The 24480-nt window shown below is 43.9% G+C and carries 23 protein-coding genes; 1 reads left to right on the forward strand and 22 read right to left on the reverse strand.

Going from position 1 to position 24480, the window contains the following annotated elements; all coding sequences use genetic code 11:
• Positions 1–22: 22 nt before the first annotated feature.
• The 3 genes from EUAN_RS07410 to ftsE are packed head-to-tail and all read right to left on the reverse strand — an operon-like array spanning position 23 to position 2784.
• A complete protein-coding gene (locus EUAN_RS07410) occupies positions 23–1168 on the reverse strand; it encodes a C40 family peptidase (RefSeq protein WP_071063292.1) in 1146 nt (381 codons plus the stop codon).
• Between the two features lie 37 nt (positions 1169–1205).
• Positions 1206–2105, reverse strand: coding sequence for a permease-like cell division protein FtsX (ftsX, locus tag EUAN_RS07415; protein ID WP_071063429.1), 900 nt, complete (start codon positions 2103–2105; stop codon positions 1206–1208).
• Positions 2095–2784: a cell division ATP-binding protein FtsE gene (gene ftsE, locus EUAN_RS07420; protein ID WP_071063294.1), complete on the reverse strand. Its 690-nt coding sequence runs from the start codon at positions 2782–2784 to the stop codon at positions 2095–2097. The genes ftsX and ftsE overlap by 11 nt, the downstream gene beginning before the upstream one ends.
• Positions 2785–3155: 371 nt before the next feature.
• Between ftsE and EUAN_RS07425 the strand changes: the two genes are divergently transcribed.
• On the forward strand, positions 3156–3728 hold the full coding sequence (locus tag EUAN_RS07425; protein WP_245674464.1) for a 5-formyltetrahydrofolate cyclo-ligase: 573 nt from the start codon (positions 3156–3158) through the stop codon (positions 3726–3728).
• 41 nt (positions 3729–3769) lie between these two features.
• Here EUAN_RS07425 and EUAN_RS07430 read toward each other — a convergent pair whose 3' ends face one another.
• The 19 genes from EUAN_RS07430 to folP all read right to left on the reverse strand — a co-directional run bounded on the left by EUAN_RS07430 (position 3770) and on the right by folP (position 24480).
• Positions 3770–5326: a glycoside hydrolase family 26 protein gene (locus EUAN_RS07430; protein WP_071063296.1), complete on the reverse strand. Its 1557-nt coding sequence runs from the start codon at positions 5324–5326 to the stop codon at positions 3770–3772.
• Between the two features lie 9 nt (positions 5327–5335).
• Positions 5336–6274, reverse strand: coding sequence for a transketolase family protein (locus tag EUAN_RS07435; RefSeq protein ID WP_071063297.1), 939 nt, complete (start codon positions 6272–6274; stop codon positions 5336–5338).
• The gene (locus tag EUAN_RS07440; RefSeq protein WP_071063299.1) at positions 6267–7097 is read right to left on the reverse strand and encodes a transketolase; all 831 of its coding nucleotides are present in this window, start codon (positions 7095–7097) and stop codon (positions 6267–6269) included. Before EUAN_RS07440 ends, EUAN_RS07435 begins: the two co-directional genes overlap by 8 nt.
• A gap of 82 nt (positions 7098–7179) precedes the next feature.
• The gene (locus EUAN_RS12790) at positions 7180–7938 is read right to left on the reverse strand and encodes a WecB/TagA/CpsF family glycosyltransferase (RefSeq protein WP_071063301.1); all 759 of its coding nucleotides are present in this window, start codon (positions 7936–7938) and stop codon (positions 7180–7182) included.
• A gap of 9 nt (positions 7939–7947) precedes the next feature.
• On the reverse strand, positions 7948–9042 hold the full coding sequence (gene csaB, locus EUAN_RS12795) for a polysaccharide pyruvyl transferase CsaB (protein WP_071063303.1): 1095 nt from the start codon (positions 9040–9042) through the stop codon (positions 7948–7950).
• A complete protein-coding gene (locus EUAN_RS07455) occupies positions 9035–11197 on the reverse strand; it encodes a DUF5693 family protein (protein ID WP_071063305.1) in 2163 nt (720 codons plus the stop codon). Before EUAN_RS07455 ends, csaB begins: the two co-directional genes overlap by 8 nt.
• A 17-nt stretch (positions 11198–11214) precedes the next feature.
• On the reverse strand, positions 11215–13032 hold the full coding sequence (locus EUAN_RS07460) for an LTA synthase family protein (RefSeq protein WP_071063307.1): 1818 nt from the start codon (positions 13030–13032) through the stop codon (positions 11215–11217).
• A 104-nt stretch (positions 13033–13136) separates the two neighbouring features.
• Positions 13137–13496, reverse strand: coding sequence for a type II toxin-antitoxin system PemK/MazF family toxin (locus tag EUAN_RS07465; protein ID WP_071063309.1), 360 nt, complete (start codon positions 13494–13496; stop codon positions 13137–13139).
• Positions 13481–13762: a CopG family transcriptional regulator gene (locus EUAN_RS07470; RefSeq protein WP_071063311.1), complete on the reverse strand. Its 282-nt coding sequence runs from the start codon at positions 13760–13762 to the stop codon at positions 13481–13483. The genes EUAN_RS07465 and EUAN_RS07470 overlap by 16 nt, the downstream gene beginning before the upstream one ends.
• A 126-nt stretch (positions 13763–13888) precedes the next feature.
• Positions 13889–15073, reverse strand: coding sequence for an alanine racemase (gene alr / locus EUAN_RS07475; protein WP_211266314.1), 1185 nt, complete (start codon positions 15071–15073; stop codon positions 13889–13891).
• Positions 15063–16301 (reverse strand): NAD(P)H-hydrate dehydratase, encoded by a 1239-nt coding sequence (locus tag EUAN_RS07480; protein WP_084655823.1) that lies wholly within the window; start codon positions 16299–16301, stop codon positions 15063–15065. Before EUAN_RS07480 ends, alr begins: the two co-directional genes overlap by 11 nt.
• Before the next feature lie 18 nt (positions 16302–16319).
• On the reverse strand, positions 16320–16934 hold the full coding sequence (locus tag EUAN_RS07485) for a coiled-coil domain-containing protein (protein WP_071063317.1): 615 nt from the start codon (positions 16932–16934) through the stop codon (positions 16320–16322).
• Positions 16935–17006: 72 nt separating this feature from the next.
• Positions 17007–18359: a type I glutamate--ammonia ligase gene (gene glnA, locus EUAN_RS07490; protein WP_084655824.1), complete on the reverse strand. Its 1353-nt coding sequence runs from the start codon at positions 18357–18359 to the stop codon at positions 17007–17009.
• Between the two features lie 104 nt (positions 18360–18463).
• Positions 18464–20461: a methyl-accepting chemotaxis protein gene (locus EUAN_RS07495; RefSeq protein ID WP_071063318.1), complete on the reverse strand. Its 1998-nt coding sequence runs from the start codon at positions 20459–20461 to the stop codon at positions 18464–18466.
• 100 nt (positions 20462–20561) lie between these two features.
• Positions 20562–21848, reverse strand: a complete 1287-nt coding sequence (locus EUAN_RS07500) for an amidohydrolase (RefSeq protein WP_097678063.1) — start codon at positions 21846–21848, stop codon at positions 20562–20564.
• 2 nt (positions 21849–21850) lie between these two features.
• Positions 21851–22747, reverse strand: coding sequence for a cation diffusion facilitator family transporter (locus tag EUAN_RS07505; RefSeq protein ID WP_245674465.1), 897 nt, complete (start codon positions 22745–22747; stop codon positions 21851–21853).
• Positions 22748–22791: 44 nt separating this feature from the next.
• On the reverse strand, positions 22792–23268 hold the full coding sequence (gene folK / locus EUAN_RS07510) for a 2-amino-4-hydroxy-6-hydroxymethyldihydropteridine diphosphokinase (protein WP_071063320.1): 477 nt from the start codon (positions 23266–23268) through the stop codon (positions 22792–22794).
• A complete protein-coding gene (gene folB, locus EUAN_RS07515) occupies positions 23261–23626 on the reverse strand; it encodes a dihydroneopterin aldolase (protein WP_071063322.1) in 366 nt (121 codons plus the stop codon). Before folB ends, folK begins: the two co-directional genes overlap by 8 nt.
• Positions 23614–24480 (reverse strand): dihydropteroate synthase, encoded by an 867-nt coding sequence (folP, locus tag EUAN_RS07520; protein ID WP_084655825.1) that lies wholly within the window; start codon positions 24478–24480, stop codon positions 23614–23616. Before folP ends, folB begins: the two co-directional genes overlap by 13 nt.

Below are 24480 nucleotides of genomic sequence, written 5' to 3' on the forward strand. Positions count from 1 at the left end.
CTTTTTATACATCATATCTCTATTATCTGAGAACTCTTGTAGCTGATGTAGCTCCTTTAAGTGTAGCTACTCTTACAACGTCACCAGTAGTAGGTGCGTGGATATAGCTTCCTCCACCTATATATATTCCAACATGGTAAGCTGGCGATCCCCAGAACACTAGGTCTCCAGGCTGAAGTGCTGAAAGGCTGACCTTAGTTCCAAAGTTCTGCTGCTGTCTAGCTGTTCTAGGTATGCTGATACCCATCTGTCTGTACACGTAAGATGTAAATCCTGAACAGTCGAACCCGCTAGGTGTAGTTCCACCCCAAACATATGGCACTCCTAGGTACTGGTATGCCGTGCTCACTACAGCGCTTGCACTTCCAGTAGAAGGTGCTGGAGCCGGTGTAGATGGTGCCGAAGGCTCAGAAGGTGCAGTTGGAGCTGTGCTTCCCGTATTGTTTGCATTAGGCTCTCTAGTGCTGTTTTCTCTTGAAGGTGTCTGCGATGCAGCCGCCTCTGCAGCCGCTCTCTGTGCCTCTGCTTCAAGATTTCCTATCTGAGCTGTAAGGTTCTGGCTCTTAGAGTCTAACTCTGCCACTAGTACCTCTTTAGCTTTAGCCGCTTCTACAAGCTCATTTTTCTTTGACTCAGAAGCCGCTTTAGCTTGCTCTGCTTGACTTAGCTTAGTCTCTAGCTCTTTCTTCTTCTTGTCTATATTCTCTTTTTCTGACTTCAGTTCAGAAATAACTTTCTGGTCGTGGTTTACAAGGCTCTTGACCATGTCTACTCTTGTGAAGAAATCTCCTATGCTCTCTGAGCTGAGTATTACTTCCATATATCCTGTACTTCCACTTTTGTACATAGCCTCTACTCTTGAGTTAAGCTTGGCATTTCTCTCGTTGTACTTCTTCTCCGACTGCTCAAGCTCTTTCTTTATGCTTTCCACTTCTGCCTTTGCCACGTCGTAAGCTTCTTGCATCTTCATCATTTCCTCAGTGGCTTTGTTAAGGCTTTGGTCAAGCTTTTCTATCTCTGACTTTATGCTTTCCTTCTTGTTGTTGTTTTCCTCAAGCTGCTGCTTTAGAGTGGCTATATCAGAACTTCCAGTATCAGGCGCTGCGTAAGTAATTCCTCCGAATGTTATAGATAGTGCTAGCATTGAGCATATTAATCTCTTCTTCATCTAACAATCTCTCCTTTTCTCTTCTTTTATCTAGTTTCTATACGTTTAAGTATCTCTTAAGCGAAATCACACTTCCAAGCATTCCTATTCCCACTCCTATAGTCAGGAATATTATCAGTAGGTCTGCCAGTATCTGCTGAGGTGCTATCATATATGCGGCCATTATGTGGTAGAGTCTTTCAGTTATCATGGCGAATACGTATTTGTACCCTGCGTAGACCACTGCAAGCGCCACTCCCATTCCTATAAGTCCGAGCACCACCCCTTCCACTATGAAGGGTCCTCTTATGAAGCCATTTGTAGCTCCAACATACTTCATTATCCCTATTTCTTTCCTTCTAGCTGCGACTGTTATCTTTATCGTATTGGATATTATAAACACAGATATGAATATCAATACTCCTATTACAACAAGTCCTCCTATCCTTATGAAGTTAGCTATCTTTGTAAGTCTTTCAACTACATCTTTGTAGTAGTTAGTCTCTGTTATGCCTTCTATCTTGCTGAGACTTTCGACTACTTGATTTGATTTGTCCAAATCATCTATCTTTACTATGAAAGAGTTTGGCAGAGGGTTTTCTGCTTCCAACCCGTCAAGGAGATATCCTTCGCTTCCCCAGCTTTCCTTCATCTCCTTGAGTGCATCTTCCTTTGACAAGAAAGTGGCTTCCTTTACATTCGGCACTTCGCTTATCTTGTCAGACACCCCTGTTATCTCTTCTGCAGTAAGATCTTTGCTTAGGTAAACCTGCACCTGGTCGAACTGCTCTTGTGTGGATGTAGCCACACCGTTTATATTCAGTATCATAAGCAGTATTATCCCAAGTATCACTAGAGTGGCTGAAACAGATCCTATAGAAGCCAAGCTCATTCCTCGGTTCCTAGATATGCTGGTCATACCTCTCTTCAATATATCCAGTAGCATTCTAGGCTTCATAACCATACACACCTTTCTCTTCATCTCTTACTATCTTTCCATCTTCAAGGGCTACAACCCTTCGCTTCATGAAGTTAACTATGTCTTTGGCATGAGTGGCCATTACCACTGTAGTTCCTCTATTGTTTATTTCCTTTATGACTTTCATTATCTCCCATGCAGTTTCCGGGTCTAGATTTCCGGTAGGCTCGTCGGCTATAAGCACTGTAGGCTTGTTCACTATTGCCCTTGCTATGGAAACCCTCTGCTGCTCTCCACCTGAAAGCTCGTCCGGGTAGTCCTTTTCTTTGCCCTTAAGTCCAACCATCTCTATCACCTGGGGCACTTGCCTGTCTATCTGCTTTTTGCTGGCTCCTATTATCTCCATCGCGAAAGCGACGTTCTCGAACACCGTCTTGTTCTCTAGCAGTCTGAAGTCCTGGAATACAACTCCCAAGCTCCTCCTTATATAGGGAACTCTTCTTCCCGTCACATGGGTTATGTCCTCTCCATTAAGTATCAACTTTCCGCTTGTAGGATCTTCTTCTTTCAGCAAAAGCCTTATAAGACTGGACTTTCCTGCTCCACTCGATCCCACTATGAACACGAATTCTCCCTTTTTTATCCTCAGGTTTATATTGGTCAAGGCTATCGCCTTGTTGCTGTCGTACTGCTTGCTAACGTTTATATATTCTATCACTCAATCACCTCTACAGTCTTGAAACTTTATCCACCATGTTCTGTGGATAAGTTTGCACTAGACCATTATAATACTTTGTATTTTTTTTTTCAAACTTTTCAGAGCATTTGTAACCTTTATCCCTATTTATAGGACTGAAAAAGGGTAATCCTTTTGAAAGAACTAGTTATATTATAGTACTTTTTTGTTACCCTTTTGTAACCCTGAACTTTTGTATTTCCTCTTTATTTGAATTTAGCTCTTGTTTACTTTACATTTCACACCCTAATCACTAATAACTAACTATTTCACTTATGACATTTAAGCTCTATAAAACGCAGTGTTTCTCTAGTATAATCTACTTATACTATTTTAAATTTGGGGGTATTCTTGTGAAAAAAATTCTTAGAAAAGAGATACTAGAGGCTAGAAAATCAATGGATCCTGTTGATGTTTCCTCTAAAAGCGACAGTATTGCCGACGCTCTTTTTGGCTCTGAATTCTACAGAGACTCTAAAGTGATAATGGCCTATATCGACTTCAGAAACGAGGTAAAGACAAAAAGGTTTATAAAGCAGGCCGTAGCAGATGGAAAGCGTGTAGTGATTCCCATATCTGTAGTAGAGACAAGGCAGCTCATCCTGTCCGAGATAATAGACTACGACAATGAGCTTGAGTCAGGAGCCTATGGAATACTAGAGCCTAAGCCTGAATTCATTAGAGAGGTCGACCCTCTTGAAGTAGACCTTGTGCTTGTTCCTGGAGTGGCGTTTGACGAGAAGGGCTACAGGATAGGTTATGGCGCCGGGTACTACGACAGGTTCCTAGAGAGAGTCAGACCGTCTATACCTAAGGTGGCGCTCGCCTTCGAGCTACAGATGGTAGAAGACGCCTGTCCAGACGAGCACGACTTCCCTGTGGAGTATGTAGTCACTGAGAGCAGGTTGATTGACTGTAAAAAATAGATCAAAAAAGCGTATGAGTCCTAGACCCATACGCTTTTGATTTATTTGAAGTTTTGAAGCCCGTCTCTAACTGCCTCTATCACTTCATCGTTCTCATCTATTCTGTATTCTCTAGCTGGAATATTCTTTCCGTCTTTCATATCCCAGTCTGTGCCGTTCCAGAGCACGGCGAGCTTTATTCTGTCATAGTCTTTTATAGATTTGAACATGTCGTTAAACCACTTTACCTTGTCTCCTCCAGTCGAAGCCGAACTGAACTCGGTTATTATAAGCGGCTGATCGAATCTCTTGCTGTAGTCCGCGTAGAGATCCTTGTAGGCCTCGTCAAAGCTCCTCCATATCTCACCTTCATAGTAGTTCCCGGTGTTGTATGCCGTAAGCCCAACTACGTCTACATACTCGTCGCCTGGATAGTAGGCCAAGTAACTGTTGTAGCTGAAGTCTGGAAACGACTTCTCGTTTGGATTGAACACGTATATGAGGTTGTCGACTCCACGAGCTTCAAAGAAGTCATGTATATACCTGTAAGTTTCCACGTAAAGCTCAGGATCTTTTCCCATATGGTAAGAGCTGTAAGATACCCAGTCTCCGTTCATCTCGTTGTTCAGCCTAAAAAGCACAGGCATGCCAAACTCCTTGAATCCTTCAGCGTACTCCTCGAATACAGAGTCGTACTTTCCGTTCAGTATGTCCAGTGTCTTCTCGTCCTGAGTCGAAATATCGGGTCCTCCTTCAAAAGTACTGAAAGTCAGCTCTGGTACCCTACCTTGCTCTTTTGCGGCTGCGAAAAAATTCTGCTTCAGCTCTCCAAATCCATCCTGAAACACCGTATTGGTGCTGTAGGACAGGACTGCTGGAAATCTGTACTGTAGCTTCTGCTCTAGCTCTTCCAGACCCGTAAAGTCTGCCGCCTTATCCCAAGTCTCCACAGACGGATAGTATATGCCAAAGCTCTGCTGGCCTTTTTTCAAGAGATATCTGTCTACAAAAGCTCTCGTGTCTTCATTGAACTGTCTTGAGCCAATCAGTGACTTTGACTTGAACGCTTCCAGCTTTCCTTCCCTTTCGGTGAACTTGAACCCTTTCAGGATTTTATTTAAGTCAATGTCCTTGCTCTTTGACTTTACAGCTATGGTGTATATCTCCTTATCTGTCCTAGGTACAGATACCGTAGTGTAGTGGTTCTTATCGTTCTCCACTTTCGAAAGCTTTTCTCTGCTGTACTCTAGAACCTTGCTGCTTATTCCGTCAACTTTGACTGAATGTTCTTTGTCTAAGCTGAAAAGCTTCGAGCTCCTGATCCCTTCGTTTCCGTACCCGTCGTACTCAACCTTTGTGACTCCACCTAGCCTTTTTAAGTCGTCGTAGTATATAGTGATCTCTAATTCACTGTTTTCAAATTTTGTAAATATTTCAGACTTGGATGAATCCACTTCCATTTCTTCATCTGTCCCAAACTTGTATCCCAGTGGTTTATTTTCATATACTGAGCTGTAATGCCTTTCAAAGTTAAGTTCCTGAAGTTTTCGGCTTAGAAAGACTCCCACAGTTACAAGCATAAATACAGTTATTAAAATCCCAATATTCCTTTTAGTCATATCTATCCCCTATTTTTTAGATACAAGCTCCCTAGAAGCCTCTGCTATTTTATTTGAAGTGAGTCCGTATTTCTCCATAAGCTCGTCTCCGTCTCCAGACTCTCCGTATGTGTCCTGAACCCCTATTCTTCTCATCATCACAGGGCATTCCTCTGAAAGAACTTCCGCTACTGCGCTTCCAAGCCCTCCTATTACGCTGTGCTCTTCTGCTGTAACTATAGCCCCAGTCTCCTTGGCCGCTTTAACTATAAGCTCTCTGTCTATAGGCTTTATAGTGTGGATATTTATGACTCTGGCGCTTATTCCCTCTTTAGAGAGCTCTTCGGCCGCTTCTAGGGCCTTAGAAACCATGTTTCCTGTAGCCAGTATAGACACGTCGCTTCCCTCTGAAAGCACTATGCCTTTTCCAAGCTCGAACTTGTAAGTGTTCTCGTCAAATATAGTTGGAACCTTGCTTCTTCCAAGCCTTATATACATAGGTCCAACGTACTCTGCAGCGCTCAGTATGGCCGCTTTCGCCTCTACACCGTCTGCCGGATTCACAACTACCATATTAGGCATAGACCTCATTAGAGATATGTCCTCTATCGCCTGATGCGAAGCTCCGTCTTCTCCAACAGTAAGTCCTGCATGTGTAGCCGCCACTTTTACGTTCAGCTTTGGATATCCTATCGAGTTTCTGATTATCTCGTAGGCTCTTCCTGTAGCAAACATCGCGAAAGTGCTTGCAAAAGGTATCTTGCCTGTAGTTGCAAGTCCTGCCGCTATGCCCATAAGGTTCTGTTCAGCTATACCTACGTTTATAAATCTCTCTGGGCATACTTTCAAAAAGTCTGCCGTCTTTGTGGATTTTGAAAGGTCTGCGTCGAGCACGACTACCTTTTCGTTTTTCTCTGCCAATATTTTAAGCGCCTGTCCGTATGCGTCTCTAGTAGCCATACTAGTCATTTTGCATACACCTCCTCAATTCTTCTAGTGCTTCGTCTCTCTGCTCTTCGCTTGGAGCTGCTCCGTGCCATCCTGCTTCATTTTCCATGAAAGACACTCCTCTACCCTTGGTAGTCGAAGCTATTATTATGCTAGGCACACCCTTTGCCTCTTTGGCTTTTGCTATCGCATTCTGTATCGATTCGATGCAGTGTCCGTCTGCCTCTATTACGTTCCATCCGAAGGCCTCGAACTTCTTCTCTATAGGGCTTATATTCATTACATCCGAGTTTTTTCCGTCTATCTGAAGTCCATTGTGATCTAGTATCGCTGTAAGGTTGTCTAGTCCGTAGTGAGCCGCAAACATGGCTGCTTCCCAGACTATTCCCTCTTGAGTTTCACCGTCGCCTAGCAGCGCATATACTCTGTAGTCGTCGTTTGAAATCTTAGCTGACTTGGCCATTCCACATGCAGCAGAAAACCCTTGGCCCAGCGAGCCTGTAGACATGTCCACTCCTGGCGTCCCCTTCATATCAGGGTGCCCTTGAAGCATTGATCCAGTCTTTCTAAGCTTCTTCAGCTCTTCTTTCGGGAAATACCCTCTCTCAGCAAGCGCAGCATATAGCACTGGCGCGCCGTGTCCCTTTGAAATGACGAACCTGTCTCTGTCTTCCATATTCGGATTCTTTGGATCTATATTCATTTCATCAAAGTACAGAACCGAGAGAATCTCGCAAGCTGAAAGCGAACCTCCAGGGTGTCCTGATTTAGACTCGCAGAGCATCTTTATTATGTCTTTTCTGAGCCCATTGGCTATTTGCTGCAGTTCTTTTTTATCTCTCATCTTTCTCCTCCTACAATCTTCTTGTGTATATCGTACACATTCCTATAGTATTGTAACATCTTTGAATGCTTTTTTTAAGGCGTTATTTCACACTATCTCTAGTAAATATGACCGTCAGCATAAAAAGCGGCAGCGAAAGCTGTCTCGTTATACGCCTAGGATCCTTAATCAACCTGTAGAACCACTCCAGACCTAGCTTCTGGTATATCTCAGGAGCCCTTTTTGTCTTTCCGGCAAGCACATCCATAGTTCCGCCGTTTCCTATGGCCAGCTTTATGTTCAGCTTGTCCTTGTTCTCCTCTATCCAGTACTCCTGTTTTGGGGCGCCAAAGCCCACAAACAGTATGTCGGCTCCTGAGCTGTTTATGTCAGAGATTATCTTCTGCTCTTCCTCATGTCCGCCCTTTCCTATATGCGCTCCCTTGAAATAGCCGTTGTGGTATCCTGCTATCTTAGCTCCAGGATATCTCTTGACTATCTCTTCGCCTGCTTTCTTGGCTATTCCCTCTTCTCCTCCCAGAAGATAGATAGAGTAGCCTCTTTTGTCGGCTATGTCCAGCATCTCTATTGAGAGGTCGAAGCCTGCCACCCTCTCTTGCAGAGGCTTCCTCTTTATTCTAGAGGCGTATACAAGCCCAATTCCGTCAGGCACAACAAGGCTTCCCCTGTTCAGTATCTCCCTGAGCCTCGTGTTTTTTCTAGCCTCCATGACTATCTCAGTGTTAGGGGTGTATAGGGTGTCTAAACCGTCTCTAGCTAGAAACTCTTCCACTGTAGCTCTAGCTTCCTCCATGCTTTTATTTCCTATAGATACTCCAAGTATTTCTACTTTTTCATTCATTTAATCACCTTATTTTTCTAATAGTCTATCTATTTCAGACGTGTTCTTCTTGAGTTTTTCTCTTAGATAGCTCATTTTCTTCTTTATCCTGTTCTTGTTCTCGCATTCAAATTCAAGTTTTCTAGCTATTTCATCGTAAAGCAGCTTAAAGTCAAGCTCGTCTATTTTCGCAAACACACTCTCGGATATATTGCCCATGAAGTTCTCTATCTTAGGGTCGTACGAAAGGGCTATCATCGGAACAGACATGACTGCGCTGAATATTATGGAGTGCAGCCTCTCTCCAACGAGAAGGTCCATATTGCCGAGTATCCCCAGCAGTTCTGGAATCTCGTAGCTTTTGTTTAAAAATATGGCCTCGTTTTTCATCTTGGCCTCTATCTCAGACAGTATATCTATGTCTTCTCCGTGGTGAAATGGAATAAATACAACCCTTAAGTCCAGCTCTTCTACTAGCTTGTCGGAAAGCGCTGCAATATCCGCTATAAACTTGTCTGACTTCGCCTTGCCTCTTATTGCAAACCCCACTAGCTTCCTTCCATTTTGCTTTAGTCCTTCCTTTTCCAGCATCTCCAGCCCTTTCGACAGATCGCCAGGCTCAAGCGCCACCACCGGGTCAGCGGTCACATATATGTTGGGATTTTTTACGTTTAGCTTCCTAAGCTCCTGCTCAGACTTTCCGTCCCTGAGAGTTATGACGTCCACCCTGTCCAAGACATGCTTGGTCAGCTTTTTGTTGAGCGAGTGGCTTATAGGTCCAATTCCCTGACTGTATATCAGCACTTTCTTTCTGAGCATTATGCCTATGCACATTATGGCCAAGTAGTAGATTATGCTCTTCTTGCTAGTGCTGTCTTGAAGCAGCGATCCGCCGCCGCTTATAAGCAAATCGCATTTCTTTATCGAGCTTATTATTTGAAATGGATTTTTTCTGCTTATAGCCTTGACGCTGTGCTTGCTCTCTGTCAGTTCCGGATTTTTAGAGAGCACAGTTATGTCTATGTTCTCTACATTTGTCTTTAAATCTGAAACCAAGGCTCTCAGTATTGACTCGTCTCCAATGTTGTTAAAGCCATAATAGCCCGAAATAGTAATCTTACTCATCTGAAGTTTCTCCCTTTGTTTTTCCAAACAGTCTAATTAGTGCGTATAACGCAAAAGTGTACAGGACTCCTAAAGCAAGCCCTATGACTAAAGAGTAAACTGTTCTGGCAAATGATATATATATCGGAGTCTTGAAGTGGCTGAATGTGTTTATTATAGATGTCTGTCCAATCACAGCAGCAAGTCCAGCTATAAAGACGCCCAGCTTCCATCTCTTTACAGCCATATATGTCCCCACGACTATTGCCGGGAAGGCTATCAAGAATTCCTTGGTTCTCGGCCTCGCAAGGAACTTAAGCTCCATGGTGTTTCTGAATATCATCTCTAGCTCAGAAGGCTGGATATTTGACTCATGGCCAGTCCTAGCTAAGTATACATATCCTGCTCCCGCTATCGCCACCGCTATTATCATGTATAGTACTTTCACATTGTCTTGTAAAACCTCTTTGAAGTCCTCTATTGTAGCCCTTGTCTCAGATGACGACTTTTCACTCTTATAGCCGAAGTACCCTAGAAACAGCAGCATGTAGACTACGATAGGCGCCATTTGTGATAATTTCACTCCTTGGAAATACTTTATGTCAAGCAGGTTGACTATATCCGACATGATCGCCCCCACTACAAGGGCTCCTGTCAGAGATATCAGCGATGTGACTACAAGGGCTTTTGAACCTGAAACGATAGCTCTCTTGACGTCGCCTCCGTTCTCCAAGTACTGACTTTTCAATACGCCAACTAGGTATACCATGGACACGCTCGGGAAAACTATAGACACTAGAAGTGCAATCACCATATATCCAAGCGATCCTCCAAACAAGCCCAGCACGGCCACTCCTAGCAGTCCAGCTATCGCCGCCAAATTCCTAATCTTTCTGTCTACGTTGAATAAACGCTCTAAAAGTATCAGACCTAGAGCCACTGCACTAGTTCCAGCTATTATCCCTAGTATTTTGTTTACATGGTTGGATTTGAAAGGCACGGCCTCTCCATAAGATATCCCGTGGTCTTCAAGTCTGTTTGCCAAGCTAGAGAACATCCTCTCGTATTCCCCAAGCTCTGTCACGTATCTTTTTTCTTCCGACTTAAACGGCCTGAAGTAAACCAGCTTTATATTCCTCTCGGTAACTCCTCTGTATATGGTATTCTCTATCTCTTCGGAGCCTTCGTAGTTGTAGTACTTGTACCTCTCCTGTATATAAGGAGCGATGCTGAATACTTTGACTGCGCTGTAGTCCAGCCTCTCTAGAAGCTTGTTCATTCCTTTTTGGCTTATATAGCTTCTCTGTACGTCTGTCTCTACAATCCCAAGCTTCAGTTCCTCTGAATTTATGAGCTCTTCAATCTCGTCAATCCTGTCGTCTTGATCAGAATGCCCCAGTATCTCTTTTCCTCCAAATATAAGGTAGTCCGACCTGTTCTCCAAGTCTTTGTATTCTTCTACTATACTGTTGAAATAGCTCTTTCCGTTCCATCCTTCGACTGTATTCGAGATCCTAGGGAGCACTTCAAGTCCTGACTCCTTTATAACCTCAAGCTTTTCAGGGTCGAGACCTATATTCAAGTCTTCAACCTTTGAGTCAAGCATATTAGACTCTTGAGCTATCTTGTTTCCCTCTTCATCTATAAGGTATTCTGTCTCTGGGTAAAGTGCTTCCGACATCCCTCCGTCTATGACCAGGTATCCATTCTCTTCCGACCTAAACACCGAGACTTTCTTTCCATATTTCGACTTCATGTTCTCGGCTATAAAGTCGAAGCTCTCGAAGTTGTCCACAGATACCAAAATATCATACTTATCTGTCTCCGGGCTGTTTATATAGTCCACAACTTCTTTGGGGTAGTTCTGCTCCCACTCTACTTCCTTTTTCAGCTGGTAGAGAAGCACTGTGGATATTCCGTCTCTCTCTTCTTTCATGCTTCTAATGGTCTCGTAGTTTATGGCTACGGCACTAGCTCCCATGTTTCCCAGCTTCTCGAGCCACCATCCTAGACTTTTGTCAGACTGCTCTGCAAGTTTTTCTATTTCATAGTAATCCAGTACAAAGTCAATCTTTCTGTCGTTCATCTCTGTGGATATTCTGTTGAACATAAGCAGACTTGAAGACAGCAACGATGCAATTAGTAAAATAATTATCATTCTGTTGTTCTTTATCATATTTTCTCCTTTCACAGCTAGTTGTCTCTGTTCCTGCTGTAGTAGTATTCTATATTCTCGAATTCTGATATCTCCGTCTTCCCGTCAGACGATAGCTTTTTGGTATAATCTCCATTTTCCTTGAAAAGTATATTGTTTAAAACGTCTATCTTCTTCTTGACGTCGCTCGAGTACTGCATAAACTCATTTCCCTTCCATCCTACATACTCGAAAAGCTCTGTCATCAGGAAATTAGGGCTTATTGTATCTCCTTCCCCTTCAAAGTCTACTTTCAAGGCCTTCTTTGCAGCTTCGTTACCCCAAAATATATACTGGGTTTCATAGTGGTTCACTGCTCCGTCTATTTTAGAGAGATTGTCGTCTATGCCTAGCATCTCGAAGCCTACGTTGTTCTCTCCAAGGCTCGGGTTGTGGTCTCCAAACAGCACCACCACGGTCGGCTCTTCGGAGTCTCTAAAGTACTCTATCAGCTTTTCAATCGCCTTGTCTGTCTTCTCTATCCCAGCGAAGTAGTTGTTTGCCACATTGTAAGTCTTTTCGTCATAGCTCTCCTGGAACTTGACTGATGGACTCTCCACTTCCGTATCTGGGTAAGGACCGTGATTTTGGTATGTTGTGGCAAATCCAAAGTACTTTTCCCCTTCATCCACACTCTTCTCAAAGTCTTCTATTATATGGTCAAAAAAATCGTAGTCCTCTAGGAAGTGTTCGCTTACCTGACTGTATTTATTCTCGAAATAATAGAAATCGTCAAACCCTATATTGGGATTTATATTCTGTCTGTTGTAGAACCATCCATATATCGGATGATGAAACTCTGTCCTGTATCCCTGCTCTTTGAAGTACCAAACATATGAATTGGTGGGTATCCTGTACTTGGGGTTGTTATAATTACCTGTCAGATAGCTTCTCTCGGTCTCTATTGTCCCACCGCCAAATACATTAGTAATCAAGTTCCCTCTGTAGGACTCTTCCTCAAGCTTGTGATAGTATTCGTACGGGCTTCTGTTCCACTCTATGCTTTCGTACTTTGTAAAGTCGCTATACGCCTCCAGCATGATAGACACCACGTTCACTTTCTCGCTAGGCGCTATGTCGGTGTAGTGGTACGATTCAAGCGTCTCTTTCGCTTTTTTTTCGTCATATCCCTCTGGCTCGCTGTCAAAAGAGTCCTTTATGCTGTATATGAAGGGATATACAAAGCCTTTCGACTTAAACTGCTGTGTCTGCGACCATATGTTTATAAGCTCCTTGTCTCCTAGCTTTGCATATACGGCGTCAGACTTGTATACTCCACTGTAGACAAAGCCTCCTAGAATTGCAATCGTCACAAGCAGCTTTGCTCGCATCTTTTTCGAGTCTATTCTGTAGTCGAAAAAGAAGAACAATATCGCCGCTATTGCAACAAGACCCGCCACCATTAGCTTCATGTTGGAAGTCAATGCTATGCTGTACTTGTCAGCCATGGCGGTTGACTCTCTAAAGAGCACTATATCTATAAATAGAAATGGCTCGTCTCTGTATATCAGCTTGAACTTGTTTACAATAGACATCGCAACCCAAAGCGCGGAAGACGTTAAAAAGCCTATCCAAAGCCTGTTGCTCAAAATATAGACTGATGTGAATACTAAAGCCACTGGCAGGAAATTCAAAAACATCAGAAGCGGGTCTTCAAAGTAGCTTAAAAACAGGGGCGAGTCTAGAAGCGCCACTTCATCTGAGAACATGAATGTAAAGAATGTTATCAGACAGCTCAGAGCTGAGATCATAGCTCCAATCAAAGCAGCCTTTTTGACTTTACCTTCTACCCTAAAGATCTCTCTTCTTTTATCCATTAAGTCGTCCCTCTCCCTTTAACATTTGTTCTATATGTAAATTTAGCATATATATAGTTTTTTCTCTACAATTTAATAAAGATGGTATCTTGTTTAATACCATCTTAAATGTCAGATAGGCCAAAGCTGGTCTTAAGTGCTTCGTCTACCTTTTCCATCATATCGTCGTCAAAGCGTCCTATTTTTTCCTTGAGTCTTTTTTTATCTATTGTTCTGACTTGCTCTAAGAGGACAACAGAGTCTTTTGTAAGTCCATACCCAGGCGCAGGTATCTCTACATGAGTCGGCAGTTTAGCTTTGTTTATCTGAGAAGTTATAGCTGCAACTATTATCGTAGGGCTGTACTTGTTCCCTATGTCATTTTGCACAACTAAAACGGGTCTGACCCCTCCCTGTTCTGAACCTATAACAGGACTCAAGTCAGCATAGAATATATCCCCTCTTTTTATCAAAAGCTTCCACAACCTGTAAGGCTTATTTCATAAGAAAGAAAATCTCTTATATCTTGCGAGAATCCGTCCTCTGAAAGCTTCCTATTTATATGACTCATCTCCAAATAGCCACTTTTCATGGCCTCTGTCATCTTTATCCTTCTCCGCTCTCTTAGGTAAAGCTTCATAGCTTCTCTTACAAATTTGCCTTTTTGTATGTCTTCATTATGTGCTGCTTCTTCTAGTTCATCTATCAAGCCGTTTTTAAATTCAAGCTCAATTTTTTTGGTCTCAGCCATGCAAGCACCTCCCCAGACTTAAAATAGTTTCTATGTACAATAGCCCTGACTCGCGATACTTAAAACCATTATATATGAGTATCTTTGCCTAGTCAACAGCGTTAGGCCTACTATGATGTCTATGTTCTATTGTAAATAGTCAGCTATCTCCAAAAGCTTTCCGCCTGAAGTATAGACTCTCGGTATTCTCATTCCAACCATGCAGAGTATTTCATAGCTTATGGTACCCAGCGCCTTTGCCAAGCTGTCTGCATTGTTCACATCGCTGCCGTATCCAAATGCTATAACTTCGTCTCCTATTTTCGCCTCTTCTATGTCAGTGCAGTCTATCATAGACTGGTCCATGCATATATTGCCTATAAGCTTTGCTCTTTTTCTTCCCACAGACAGGCTGAGCTTGCCCGAAAGCAGCCTTGTAAACCCGTCCCCGTAGCCTAAAGGCACTGTGGCCACTTTAGTAACTCTCTCCGCTACATAGCTTCTTCCATATCCAACCGACTCTCCCGGCTCTATCTGCTTTATATTTGAAATCCTGGTTTTCAGCGTCATGACTTCTCTCAGCTTTATTTTGCTCCTCGAAACTTCATCTGAAGGGTAGTAGCCGTAAAGCATTATACCAGGCCTCACTATGTCCAGTGTATACTCCTGGAGGTCTATTATGGCGCCGCTGTTTGAGACATGGGTGTTCTTTACCTCAACTCCTCTTGATCTCAGTTCATCCAGTATGTCCGAAAACTTCTTGAACTGTGTAGCCGAGTAGCTCTTGTCTCTTTCGTCTGAAGTTGCGAAATGCGTGAAAAAGCCGTCTAGCTCTAAGTTTTCTAGATCTTTTAAGCTCACTATCTCTTCCACTGCTTTCTCGCCTGCTCTAAATCCAAGCCTTCCCATTCCAGTGTCTATCTTTACATGGACTTTAGCCACTCTTCCAAGACTTTTGGCCTCCTCGGAAATGGCTTCAGCCCCCTCTCTGTTGTAGACCGTGAGGATTACTCCACGCGAAATGGCTTCTCTAAATAGCTCATGCGGAGTGTATCCCAATATCATTATGTCCTCTGTTAAGCCTGCGTTCCTCAGCTCCAGCGCCTCAGACACAAGTGCCACTGCGAACAAGTTGACTCCCTCACTTCTTAGCGCTTTAGCCACTTGAATTGCCCCATGTCCATATGCGTTGGCCTTTACAACTCCCATTATTCTGGTTTTTTCAGGTATGCTCCTCTTTACCTCCGACAAATTGTGTTTAAGATTGTCTAAGTCTATCTCAGCCCAAGCTGATCTGCCTATATCCATCGCCCTGTCTCCTTTAATCGTCAACTATTTCCATTATCGCCTCTGGTATGCTCTCTATTATATCTCTGGCGAGAAGCCCGTACTCCCCTTTCGACTGGGATGCTATATCTCCAGAGAGTCCATGAATGTAGACACCTAGCTTTGCCGCCTCCAGAATCTCTATCCCCTGCCCTGCAAGGCTTGCTATTATGCCTGTGAGCACGTCGCCGCTTCCCGCCGTCGCCATACCTGGGTTTCCAGTCTTGTTTACATACACCTCGTTTCCATCGGTGACCAAGGTCTCATGCCCCTTTAAGACCACTGTCAATCCATATCTCTTCGCTGTCTCCACAGCGTACAGTTCTCTGTTCCGTTCTATCTCGCATAACTCTAAGTCCAGAAAGTTTGCGAACTCAGCCATATGAGGCGTTATGACGAGCTTCCCTCTCGACTTCGCAAGTCTACGCTTCAGTTTCTTCAAATGGTATATCCCGTCTGCGTCCACCACTAGACTCCCTTTAAAGTGCTCAACCATAAGTTCTAGAAAGCGGGACGTTTCAGGGTTTCTGCCCATACCTGGCCCTATTGACACCACATCTAAGCTCTGAAGCCTATCCTCTATTCCCGCAAAAGAGTTCTCGCAGAAAAAACCCCTGCCACTGTCTTCTAGGGGGATGACTATATTCTCTACCGACTTTATCTGCATGGCCTCTGAAATCGCCTCCGGCACAAAGCTGTATACAAGCCCTGATCCCGTTCTGAGAGCCGACATAGAGCTCATATACACAGCTCCTAGCATTCCGCCGCTTCCACCCACTATTCCAACTTTTCCGTAGTCTCCTTTGTGGGTATCGCTCGCTCTCTTTGGAAGTCTAAATCCGCACTCTGCCCCTGTCCGCCTTTCACCCTTAAACTCCCCGATGGCTACGGCCACTATGCTCTGGTCGCTATGGCTTATGCTTATATCTAAGTCGGACAGTCCTTGTTCTCTTGCTATATCTAAAGCTCCGCCGTAAAGGAACACTTCCGGCTTTCCGAGCTTGTCGTGCCTTACCTCTATATCTCTCCATCCAAATCCTCTGATACCCGTTCCAAGCAGCTTGCTTACAGCTTCCTTGGCGCAGAATATGCCTCCTGCAGACCTATACCCGCTTCTGCTCTCTATATGGCTTCGCTCGTAGTCTGTGAATACTTTTTCGCTGAAACGCACGCTCCTCTTTAATGCCCTCTCTATCCTAGAGATCTCCAATATATCTGTGCCAACTCTGTACAAAAGATAACCCCCTAGAATCTACTTGAGTATGTCGCCGTCTAGTTCATTTAGCTTTTCATTCCCAAGAGAGTTGTGAAGAAAAGAGTAAATCCTGTTTATTCTCTCTTCATTGTCGCACTTTCTGGCAATATAGTCTCTCAGTTTTTCCCTGAGCTCTGAAAGCTCTCTGTTTATTTTCTCGAGCTCTTCCTCTTTTTCAACAAGCTCAGAGTATGCGCATTTTACAGTCGACTCCAAGAGCTTCAAGTTAGCCTCTCTTATGCTTCTAGGCATCATTTCAAGCTCAAACATGAGGTCGTCTATCTCTTCGTTCATCCTGTTTATCTCCTGCTGGGACTCTTCTAGGATGCTTATGTTCTCCACCTTGTTGTTGTTGTTTATCTCGTCTGAAAGAGTTATGATTTTGGCCATCATCCTCTTTTTATCTGCCTTTATATTCTCAAGCTTTCTGACTGTCTCTTTTTCCTTGGATACAAGTTCTAAAAGAGCGGCCTTGTCTTTCTGTATCTCCTTGTTCTTGGTACTCCCAAATATCTGGCCCCACTCTTTATTCTCTATTAAAAGCGGTATCTTGTTTTTTAAAAGTATGTCGTACTCTATGTCTACGTTTAATTTCTTGAATAGCTTTTCCATGTTTCGGCTCCCTCTCTGAACTACGGTCTCTTTATGTAACCTATAAAAAACCAGCCATAGGCTGGTTTTTTATTAGTGTGCTTTTAGATACTCCTCTATTTCCCAACTGTGAACAGCTTTTCTATAAGAATCCCATTCATCTAGTTTCGCACTTATGAACTTCTCTGTAACGTGTTTCCCTAGTGCTCCTTTAACTGTGTCACTCTTGGCAAGCTCTTCTATAGCTTCGTACAAGCTTATAGGAAGAGAGTCTATAGACTTCTCAAGTCTTTCCTCTAAGTCCATATCATATATATTACCAGCTATCGACTTTGGAGGCTCTATTTTGTTCTTTATTCCGTCTAGTCCAGCCTTAAGCACTACTGCAAGCGCAAGGTATGGATTGCATGCAGGATCCGGGCTTCTAAGCTCCACCCTTGTGGAAGTCCCTCTCTTGGCAGGAACTCTAACTAGAGGGCTTCTATTTTTGTGGGACCAAGCTATATATACAGGAGCCTCATATCCTGGAACAAGTCTCTTGTAAGAGTTGACTATAGGATTTGTGACAGCCGTTATAGCCTTAGAGTGCTTCAGAAGCCCCCCTATAAAGTGTACCGCCTCGTCACTTAAGCTGTTCTTGGCGTCTGGATCAAAGAATATGTTCTTTCCATCTTTAAAAAGCGACATATTCAGGTGCATTCCAGATCCTGCTATTCCCTCTACAGGCTTAGGCATAAAGCTTGCAAACAGCCCTAGATCGTCAGCTATCTTTCTGACTATATACTTGAAAGTCATTATGTTGTCTGCAGTGCTCAGAGCGTCTGCATATTTAAAGTCTATCTCATGCTGTCCAGGTCCGCATTCGTGGTGAGCAGCCTCAACCTCAAATCCAGCTTCCTCTAGAGCCAAGCTTATATGCTCTCTCACTTCTTCGCCTTTGTCTAGTGGCGCCATGTCGAAGTATCCTGCCTTGTCGTTGTTCTCCAGTATAGCGTTTCCTTTTTCGTCTCTGTCGAATATATAGAACTCAGGCTCTGGCCCTACGTAGAACTCGTATCCCATGCCCTTAGCCTCTTCTAGCGCCTTTCTAAGCACCTGTCTAGGACAACCTTCAAAAGGCTCTTCATTAGGGCTGTATACGTCACATATTATCCTAGCTATACTGTATCCGTTGCACGCCTTCCATGGCAACACAAGGAAAGTAGACAAATCTGGATACAGGTACATATCAGACTCCTCTATACGGGCAAACCCATCTATAGAAGAACCGTCAAACATAGTCTCGTTGCTGAGTATCTTTTCTATCTGGCTAACAGGAAGTATTATGCTCTTCGAGGCCCCCATTATATCTGTCAGTTGAAGTACTATAAACCTTATGTTCTTCTCTTCGATTGCAGCTTTTATTGTAGAGATCTGCTCATCTCTGTCCATTTTTTGCAAATCCATCTCTTCACGCTCCCCTTTTTTGTTCGAGTTTCATCTATCTCGACCTACATCTACAGTCAATACGTTAATCTTATCAAATAATAGGTCTTTTGTGAACTACTATCTTAGATTTTAAACTTGTATGTCGCCTCTCTAAGTTCTGAAGCTATATCTACAAGCTTGGAACACTCCATTTCAACTTCCTGCATAGCTGCATTCTGCTCTTCTGTGGAAGCTGAAACCTCCTGAGTCCCTGCGGCGTTTTCCTCTGAAATTGAAGAGAGGTTCTGTATCATATTCACTACGTCGTTCTTTCGTTCTTCCATTATGGCGTTTGACTCATTCAAACTCTCTATAGTTTGAACCACTTCATTTATAGAAGCAAGTATCTCGTTGTACTTTTCCTCTGTCATTCCAACCTGCTCTTGCTCTTCCTCTATATAGGACTTTACCTTCTTTATAAGGCTTACAGAGCTTTCCGAATCCGACTGAAGCTCTTTTACAGCTCCGTCTATCAGCTTTGTAGACTCCCTAGACTGCTCAGCTAGCTGTCTTATCTCGTCAGCTACAACTGCAAATCCCTTTCCAGCCTCTCCAGCCCTCGCAGCTTCTATAGCGGAGTTCAACGCCAGTAGATTTGTCTGCTCTGATATAGATGATATCAGTTCGCTCGCCTTGCCTATATTCTCAGCTGAGTTGTTTGTCTTTATTATTCCGCTGTACACTTCTTCCACCGAGTTTCCGCTTTCCCTCGACCTTTCTGTCAGCTCCTTGACTATGGCAACTCCGTCTTCAACAGACCCAAGCACTTCTTCTGTTCTTCTGTTTATCAGGTTCAGATTTTCATAGTTTTCGTCCATCTTGCTCCCAAGGTCGTACAGCCTAGTGAGACCTAAGTCCATATCCTGAGCCTGCTCTGTAGCTCCTTGGGCCATCTGGTCTACGGTGGTAGCTATCTCGGTGGATACAACTGAGACCTTCTGTGAAGTATCTTTCAAGTCGTTTGCGCTCTTTACAAGGCTGTCTGAAATGTCTGTTATTCTACCTACAAGGCTCTTCAGGTTCTGCCTCATATTTTCAAATCCGTTCGCAAGCACCCCTATCTCGTCTTTTCTCTCTATAAGCTTTTCTGGAATGCTAGATGTGAAGTCTCCCTCTGTTATCCTGTCAGAGTATTCTGATATCTCCTTTAGTGGCCTTGTTATGCTTCCCGCCACCGCAAATATCAGAAGTGAAAACGCCGCAATTATGATCACAGAAGTCACCGTTAGCTTTCCTCTAAGCGAATTCACCTCTTGAAGCACTTCGTCTACAGGGGCAGTTATCCCGACTGACCAGCCATTCCACTCTACAGGTGCATATCCCATTATGTTCTTCTTTCCGCTGAAACTGTACTCGCCGGTTCCAGCCTCTCCTGAAATCATCTTGGATACTACTTCTGAAGCTTCAGCTAGATTAGAGTCTGACTTGGCTTCATCTATAAAGTTGAATCCGTTTTTAACAAGTTCTGGATCTGGATACGCTATCAGTGTTCCCTCGGAGTTGACTATGACTGCATGGCCCGACTCCCCTATGACTATATCTTTAACTATATCCGAAATCTTAGTCGAAGGCTCGACAGTCGCCACCATTCCAACCACATTTCCATCTCTGACTATCGGAACAGAGAATATTACTAGAAAGTTCACTCCGTCTCCACTTAGGAAAGGCTCTGAGATATAGGGCTTTCCTGTAGCCAAAGGCTCAGTATAGTGCCCCTGCTTTGATGCGTCAAAGACCCTGTCGTCTGTAGTTGTAGCCCTTCCACTTTGGTCTATTATCTGTATTCCGCTGAAACCTTGTGCTTCTCTTCTCTGCTCTAGTATTTTGAGCTTGTCCGCCAGCGGAACTTCTGCGCTCACAATCTCTGGCCTGCTGGCTATCTCGTTGAGTGCTCTTATCTCTGCGTCTAGTTTTGCCTCCACTGTTTCGCTGGCTCTCACAGCTATGTTCTCCAAGCTGTCGCTTGACGTCTGCTTAAGTATGCTAGACGAATAGAAATATGCCAGTCCGACTAGGGCTATACACCCTATTATTGCTATGGGCAGAAACTTGCTAAGTATTTTGCTTTTCAAACTCCTCAAAACGAATTCCTCCTCTGTCTAAGCTGCATCTTATCCAAGACACATATGAGATAATTTTAACACAAAAAACGTTTTCTTTGAATCTAAATGCATAAATAAACTATGCATTCAGTATTCTTTTAGATATGCTTTTCACCATGTACTTGGCCTTTTCCATATCTATTGTCTTGTGCTCTCTATTTTCAAGGAGTATGTTCCCATCAACTATGACAGTCTCTACATCTGAGCTCTGAGCGGAGTATACCAGCGCAGATAGCAGATTGTTCTGAGGGCAGAGGTGTGCTGAGTCGAGACTGATTATAGCTAAGTCGGCTTTTTTCCCGACTTCTATGCTTCCAATTTCATCTTCCATTCCCATTGCGATCGCCCCGTTTACAGTACCCATTTTAAGCACTTCTAGCGCCGGAACAGAGAGTGGGTCTTTGTTCACCCCTTTGTTCACAAGGGCAGCCAAGTGCATCTCCTCGAACATGTTCAAGTTGTTGTTGCTTGCCGAGCCGTCTGTTCCTATCGCCACGTTTATCCCTAGCTTCAGCATCTCGTCTACCCTGGCGAATCCATTTCCAAGCTTCAAATTGCTAGATGGGTTGTTCACTACATTCACATTTTTCTCTTTTAATATTTCCATATCTCTATCCGAAAGGTATACACAGTGGGCCGCAACTGTAGGCATATCCAGAAGGCCCAGATCACTCAGGTACTCGACTGGGGACTTGCCGTAGTCTCTCAGGCTTTCATCCACCTCTTTTTTGCTTTCAGATACATGTATGTGTATTCTCTGACCGTACTTTGAAGCGAGCTCCATTGCCTCTGATATATAGTCTCCGGAGCAGGTGTATATGGCGTGGGGAGCCACCATAGACTTAATCCTCCCGTTTTGGGTGTTGTGCCAGTTCTTTATAAAGCTCTCTGCTTCAGCCAACTGCTCTCTTGAGCCGTCGTCACTTCCTATAAGTCCCCTTGAAACAAAGCCTCTCGCCTTGGCATCGCAAAGCGCCTGCCCTATCGAGTCTATGTGGAAGTACATGTCGATAAAGCTGGTTATCCCTGAGTTAAGCATCTCCCCTAAGCTCAGCATGGCCCCCCAGTATACGTCCTCCGGTGTCAGATACTTTTCAGCCGGCCATATCTTGCTGTTCAGCCAGTCCCAAAGGGGAAGGTCGTCTCCGTAGTTTCTGAGCAGAGACATAGGTATATGTGTGTGTGAGTTGCATATTCCCGGCATTGCAACTCTGTTTTCTCCCTCTATAACCTTCTCCGCTTTAAAGCCCTCCAGAATATCACCTACAAAGACTATCCTGTCTCCGTCTATCCCTATGTTCACATTTTCCTCTATTTTTTTTTCCTTTATATTCAGCATGCTTATATTTCTGATAATTGTCTTCAACTTTAGACCTCCTCGTCGCACCCTGGCTCCACGTGCACTATTACTTCATATACCCCTTCACGCCTCTCTATAATCCTGTTCTCTATCCTGTGGGCTATGTCGTGGGCCTCTTCTATAGTCTTGTGCCTGTCTACACCTACGTGAAGGTCTATCATTATGTGGTCATCTTTCCCTCTAGTCCTTATCTTGTGGCAGTAGCACACCTCTTCAAACTCCATGACTATCTCGTGTATGTCGTCTGTGTCCATCATCTGGGCGTCTATAAGCACATCTATCGCCTCTTTCAGTATCTCAAGCCCAGCTTTCGCTATAAGAAGCGATATCACAAAAGAGATTATAGGGTCCGCTATCGGGAAGCCCATCTTTATAAATATAAAGCCGAGTATGACTGAAATAGAAATATAGATATCGCTCTGGGTATGCTTTGAGTCGGATATGAGTATGCTGCTTCTAAGCTTATGTCCCTTGGCCTTTTCGTACACCACTACAAATATGTTTATAAAGGTCGTGACTATCATGACGGCAAAGTTCAAAAAGCCTATTTCGGGCTCAGTAGGGCTCACTATCCTGCCGTAAGCATCTATGGCTATCTTTATAGCTACAAAGAAAAGCAAGAAGCTTATAGCTATTGTCGAAAGGGTCTCCACCTTGTGATGCCCGTAAGGATGTGTCTCGTCTGCCGGCTTTCCAGATATCCATATCCCAACTATCCCGACTACGTTAGAAGCTCCGTCTGAGAAAGAGTGGAATCCGTCGGCTATCATACTGGCAGTGTTGGATATTAAGCCGTATACGATCTTGGCCAGCGAAACAATTATGTTGAGCACAAGTATCTGGGCCAGCACTTTTATCACTTCACCGTACTTCAATTTCTGAGCTTCATGCTCTATATTTTTCAATTCAATTCCCTCCAATTAAAAAACAGGAAGCTCACACCCCCTGTTTAAAGTTTATTTATTTCCTCGCCTTCAAGTGACTCCATGAGTTCAGAGATATGCTTTCCGGCTATCTGTAAGTCGTCGTTTATTTCATACAGCGGAACCATCACAAAAGCCCTTTCAGTCATCCTAGGATGCGGTACTGTAAGGTCTTCTGCATCAGACTCATATCCTTCGTAGAGCAGTACGTCTACGTCTATAGTTCTAGGACCCCACCTTATGAGCCTGACTCGTTTTAGCTCATTCTCTATACTCTGGCAGTATCCCAGCAGTTCATATGGAGACAATGTAGTCTTTATCTCCACAACTACATTCACAAACCAGTCTTGGTCTTCATACCCTACAGGCTCGGTCTCGTAAAGCGAGGACACTTTTGTGACCTCTATAGAGTCGCTGCTTCTAAGTATCTCTATTGCACCCTCTATATTGGCCTTTCTGTCCCCGATATTTCCGCCTATGCCAAGGTACGCCCTCTTACTCATTTCTGGCTCTCCTTATCTCGACTCCAAAGTAGTCGTATATGCCGGGAACTGGAGCTTCTGGCTTCTTTATGAGGAGCACTATCTCTTGAACTTTAGAGAATTTCTCCAGTATCCTAGATGTGATATTCTCTCCTAGCGCCTCTATCAGATTGTACCTCTCTTTTTCAACTACGCTCTTTACAGTCTCGTAGACCTCCCCGTAGTGAACAGTGTCCAGCACGTCGTCAGTCTTACCAGCATTCTCTATGTCGCACAGCAGCTCCAAGTCGAAGTAGAACTTCTGTCCGAGTACGTTCTCCTCCGCCATGGCACCGTGGTATCCGTAGAAAGCCAGATTTTTCATGATTATTTTATCCATGAGTCTACACCTCTTATTATGGCGTCTGAAACCTTTATGGCCCTTGCATTTTCCTTTACATCGTGAACCCTGACTATGTCCATGCCCTGAACTACTCCCATCACAGAAGTAGCCACAGTGCCCTCGACTCTCTCTTCAGCCGGAAGGTCTAGTATCTTGCCTATCATAGACTTTCTGGAAGTTCCGAGCAGTATAGGGTAGCCCAGGTCGTTTATCTCGCCTAGCCTAGCCATCATATGGGCGTTCTGCTCCGGCGTCTTCCCAAAACCTATGCCTGGGTCTAAGACTATGTTTTCAGGCTTTATTCCGGCCTTTAGCCCTATGGCTATCGACTCTCTCAGGAAGTCGCATACAGTCTCCACCATGTCTTTTTCATAGTCTGTGCCGTCCTGATTGTGCATTACTACAACTGAGGCGTCGTACTTGGCTATTACATTAGCCATCTCTGGGTCTCTCTGAAGTCCCCATATGTCGTTTATGATGTCGACTCCAAGCTTCAGCATGGCCTCGGCCACTGCCGGCTTGTATGTGTCTATAGATATTGGAACCTCAACTTCCGACAGAAGCCTCTGAACAACCGGAGTGAGCCTAGCTATCTCCTCTTCATCGCTTATGACAGTATACCCAGGTCTTGTAGACTCCGCTCCTATGTCCAGGATGTCAGCGCCTTCAGCTATCATAGCTTTGGCACGCCTTACTGCATCTTCCTCGTCGAAGTACTTGCCTCCGTCTGAAAAAGAGTCTGGGGTTACGTTGAGTATCCCCATTATATAAGTTCTCTCCCCGAATTTGAACTCGGTGTTCCTGCACTTCATATTCACTTTTCTGTTTAGTCTATATCCAATATTTCTCAT

This window comes from Andreesenia angusta (assembly GCF_001855385.1).
Lineage (GTDB): Bacteria > Bacillota > Clostridia > Tissierellales > Gottschalkiaceae > Andreesenia > Andreesenia angusta.

Coding starts and splice junctions, on each gene's coding strand:
- EUAN_RS07410 (WP_071063292.1), bottom strand. CDS start 1,168: ATGAAGAAGAGATTAATATGCTCAATGCTAGCACTATCTATAACATTC.
- ftsX (WP_071063429.1), bottom strand. CDS start 2,105: ATGAAGCCTAGAATGCTACTGGATATATTGAAGAGAGGTATGACCAGC.
- EUAN_RS07430 (WP_071063296.1), bottom strand. CDS start 5,326: ATGACTAAAAGGAATATTGGGATTTTAATAACTGTATTTATGCTTGTA.
- EUAN_RS07435 (WP_071063297.1), bottom strand. CDS start 6,274: ATGACTAGTATGGCTACTAGAGACGCATACGGACAGGCGCTTAAAATA.
- EUAN_RS07440 (WP_071063299.1), bottom strand. CDS start 7,097: ATGAGAGATAAAAAAGAACTGCAGCAAATAGCCAATGGGCTCAGAAAA.
- EUAN_RS12790 (WP_071063301.1), bottom strand. CDS start 7,938: ATGAATGAAAAAGTAGAAATACTTGGAGTATCTATAGGAAATAAAAGC.
- csaB (WP_071063303.1), bottom strand. CDS start 9,042: ATGAGTAAGATTACTATTTCGGGCTATTATGGCTTTAACAACATTGGA.
- EUAN_RS07455 (WP_071063305.1), bottom strand. CDS start 11,197: ATGATAAAGAACAACAGAATGATAATTATTTTACTAATTGCATCGTTG.
- EUAN_RS07460 (WP_071063307.1), bottom strand. CDS start 13,032: ATGGATAAAAGAAGAGAGATCTTTAGGGTAGAAGGTAAAGTCAAAAAG.
- EUAN_RS07470 (WP_071063311.1), bottom strand. CDS start 13,762: ATGGCTGAGACCAAAAAAATTGAGCTTGAATTTAAAAACGGCTTGATA.
- EUAN_RS07485 (WP_071063317.1), bottom strand. CDS start 16,934: ATGGAAAAGCTATTCAAGAAATTAAACGTAGACATAGAGTACGACATA.
- glnA (WP_084655824.1), bottom strand. CDS start 18,359: ATGGATTTGCAAAAAATGGACAGAGATGAGCAGATCTCTACAATAAAA.
- folK (WP_071063320.1), bottom strand. CDS start 23,268: ATGAGTAAGAGGGCGTACCTTGGCATAGGCGGAAATATCGGGGACAGA.
- folB (WP_071063322.1), bottom strand. CDS start 23,626: ATGGATAAAATAATCATGAAAAATCTGGCTTTCTACGGATACCACGGT.
- folP (WP_084655825.1), bottom strand. CDS start 24,480: ATGAGAAATATTGGATATAGACTAAACAGAAAAGTGAATATGAAGTGC.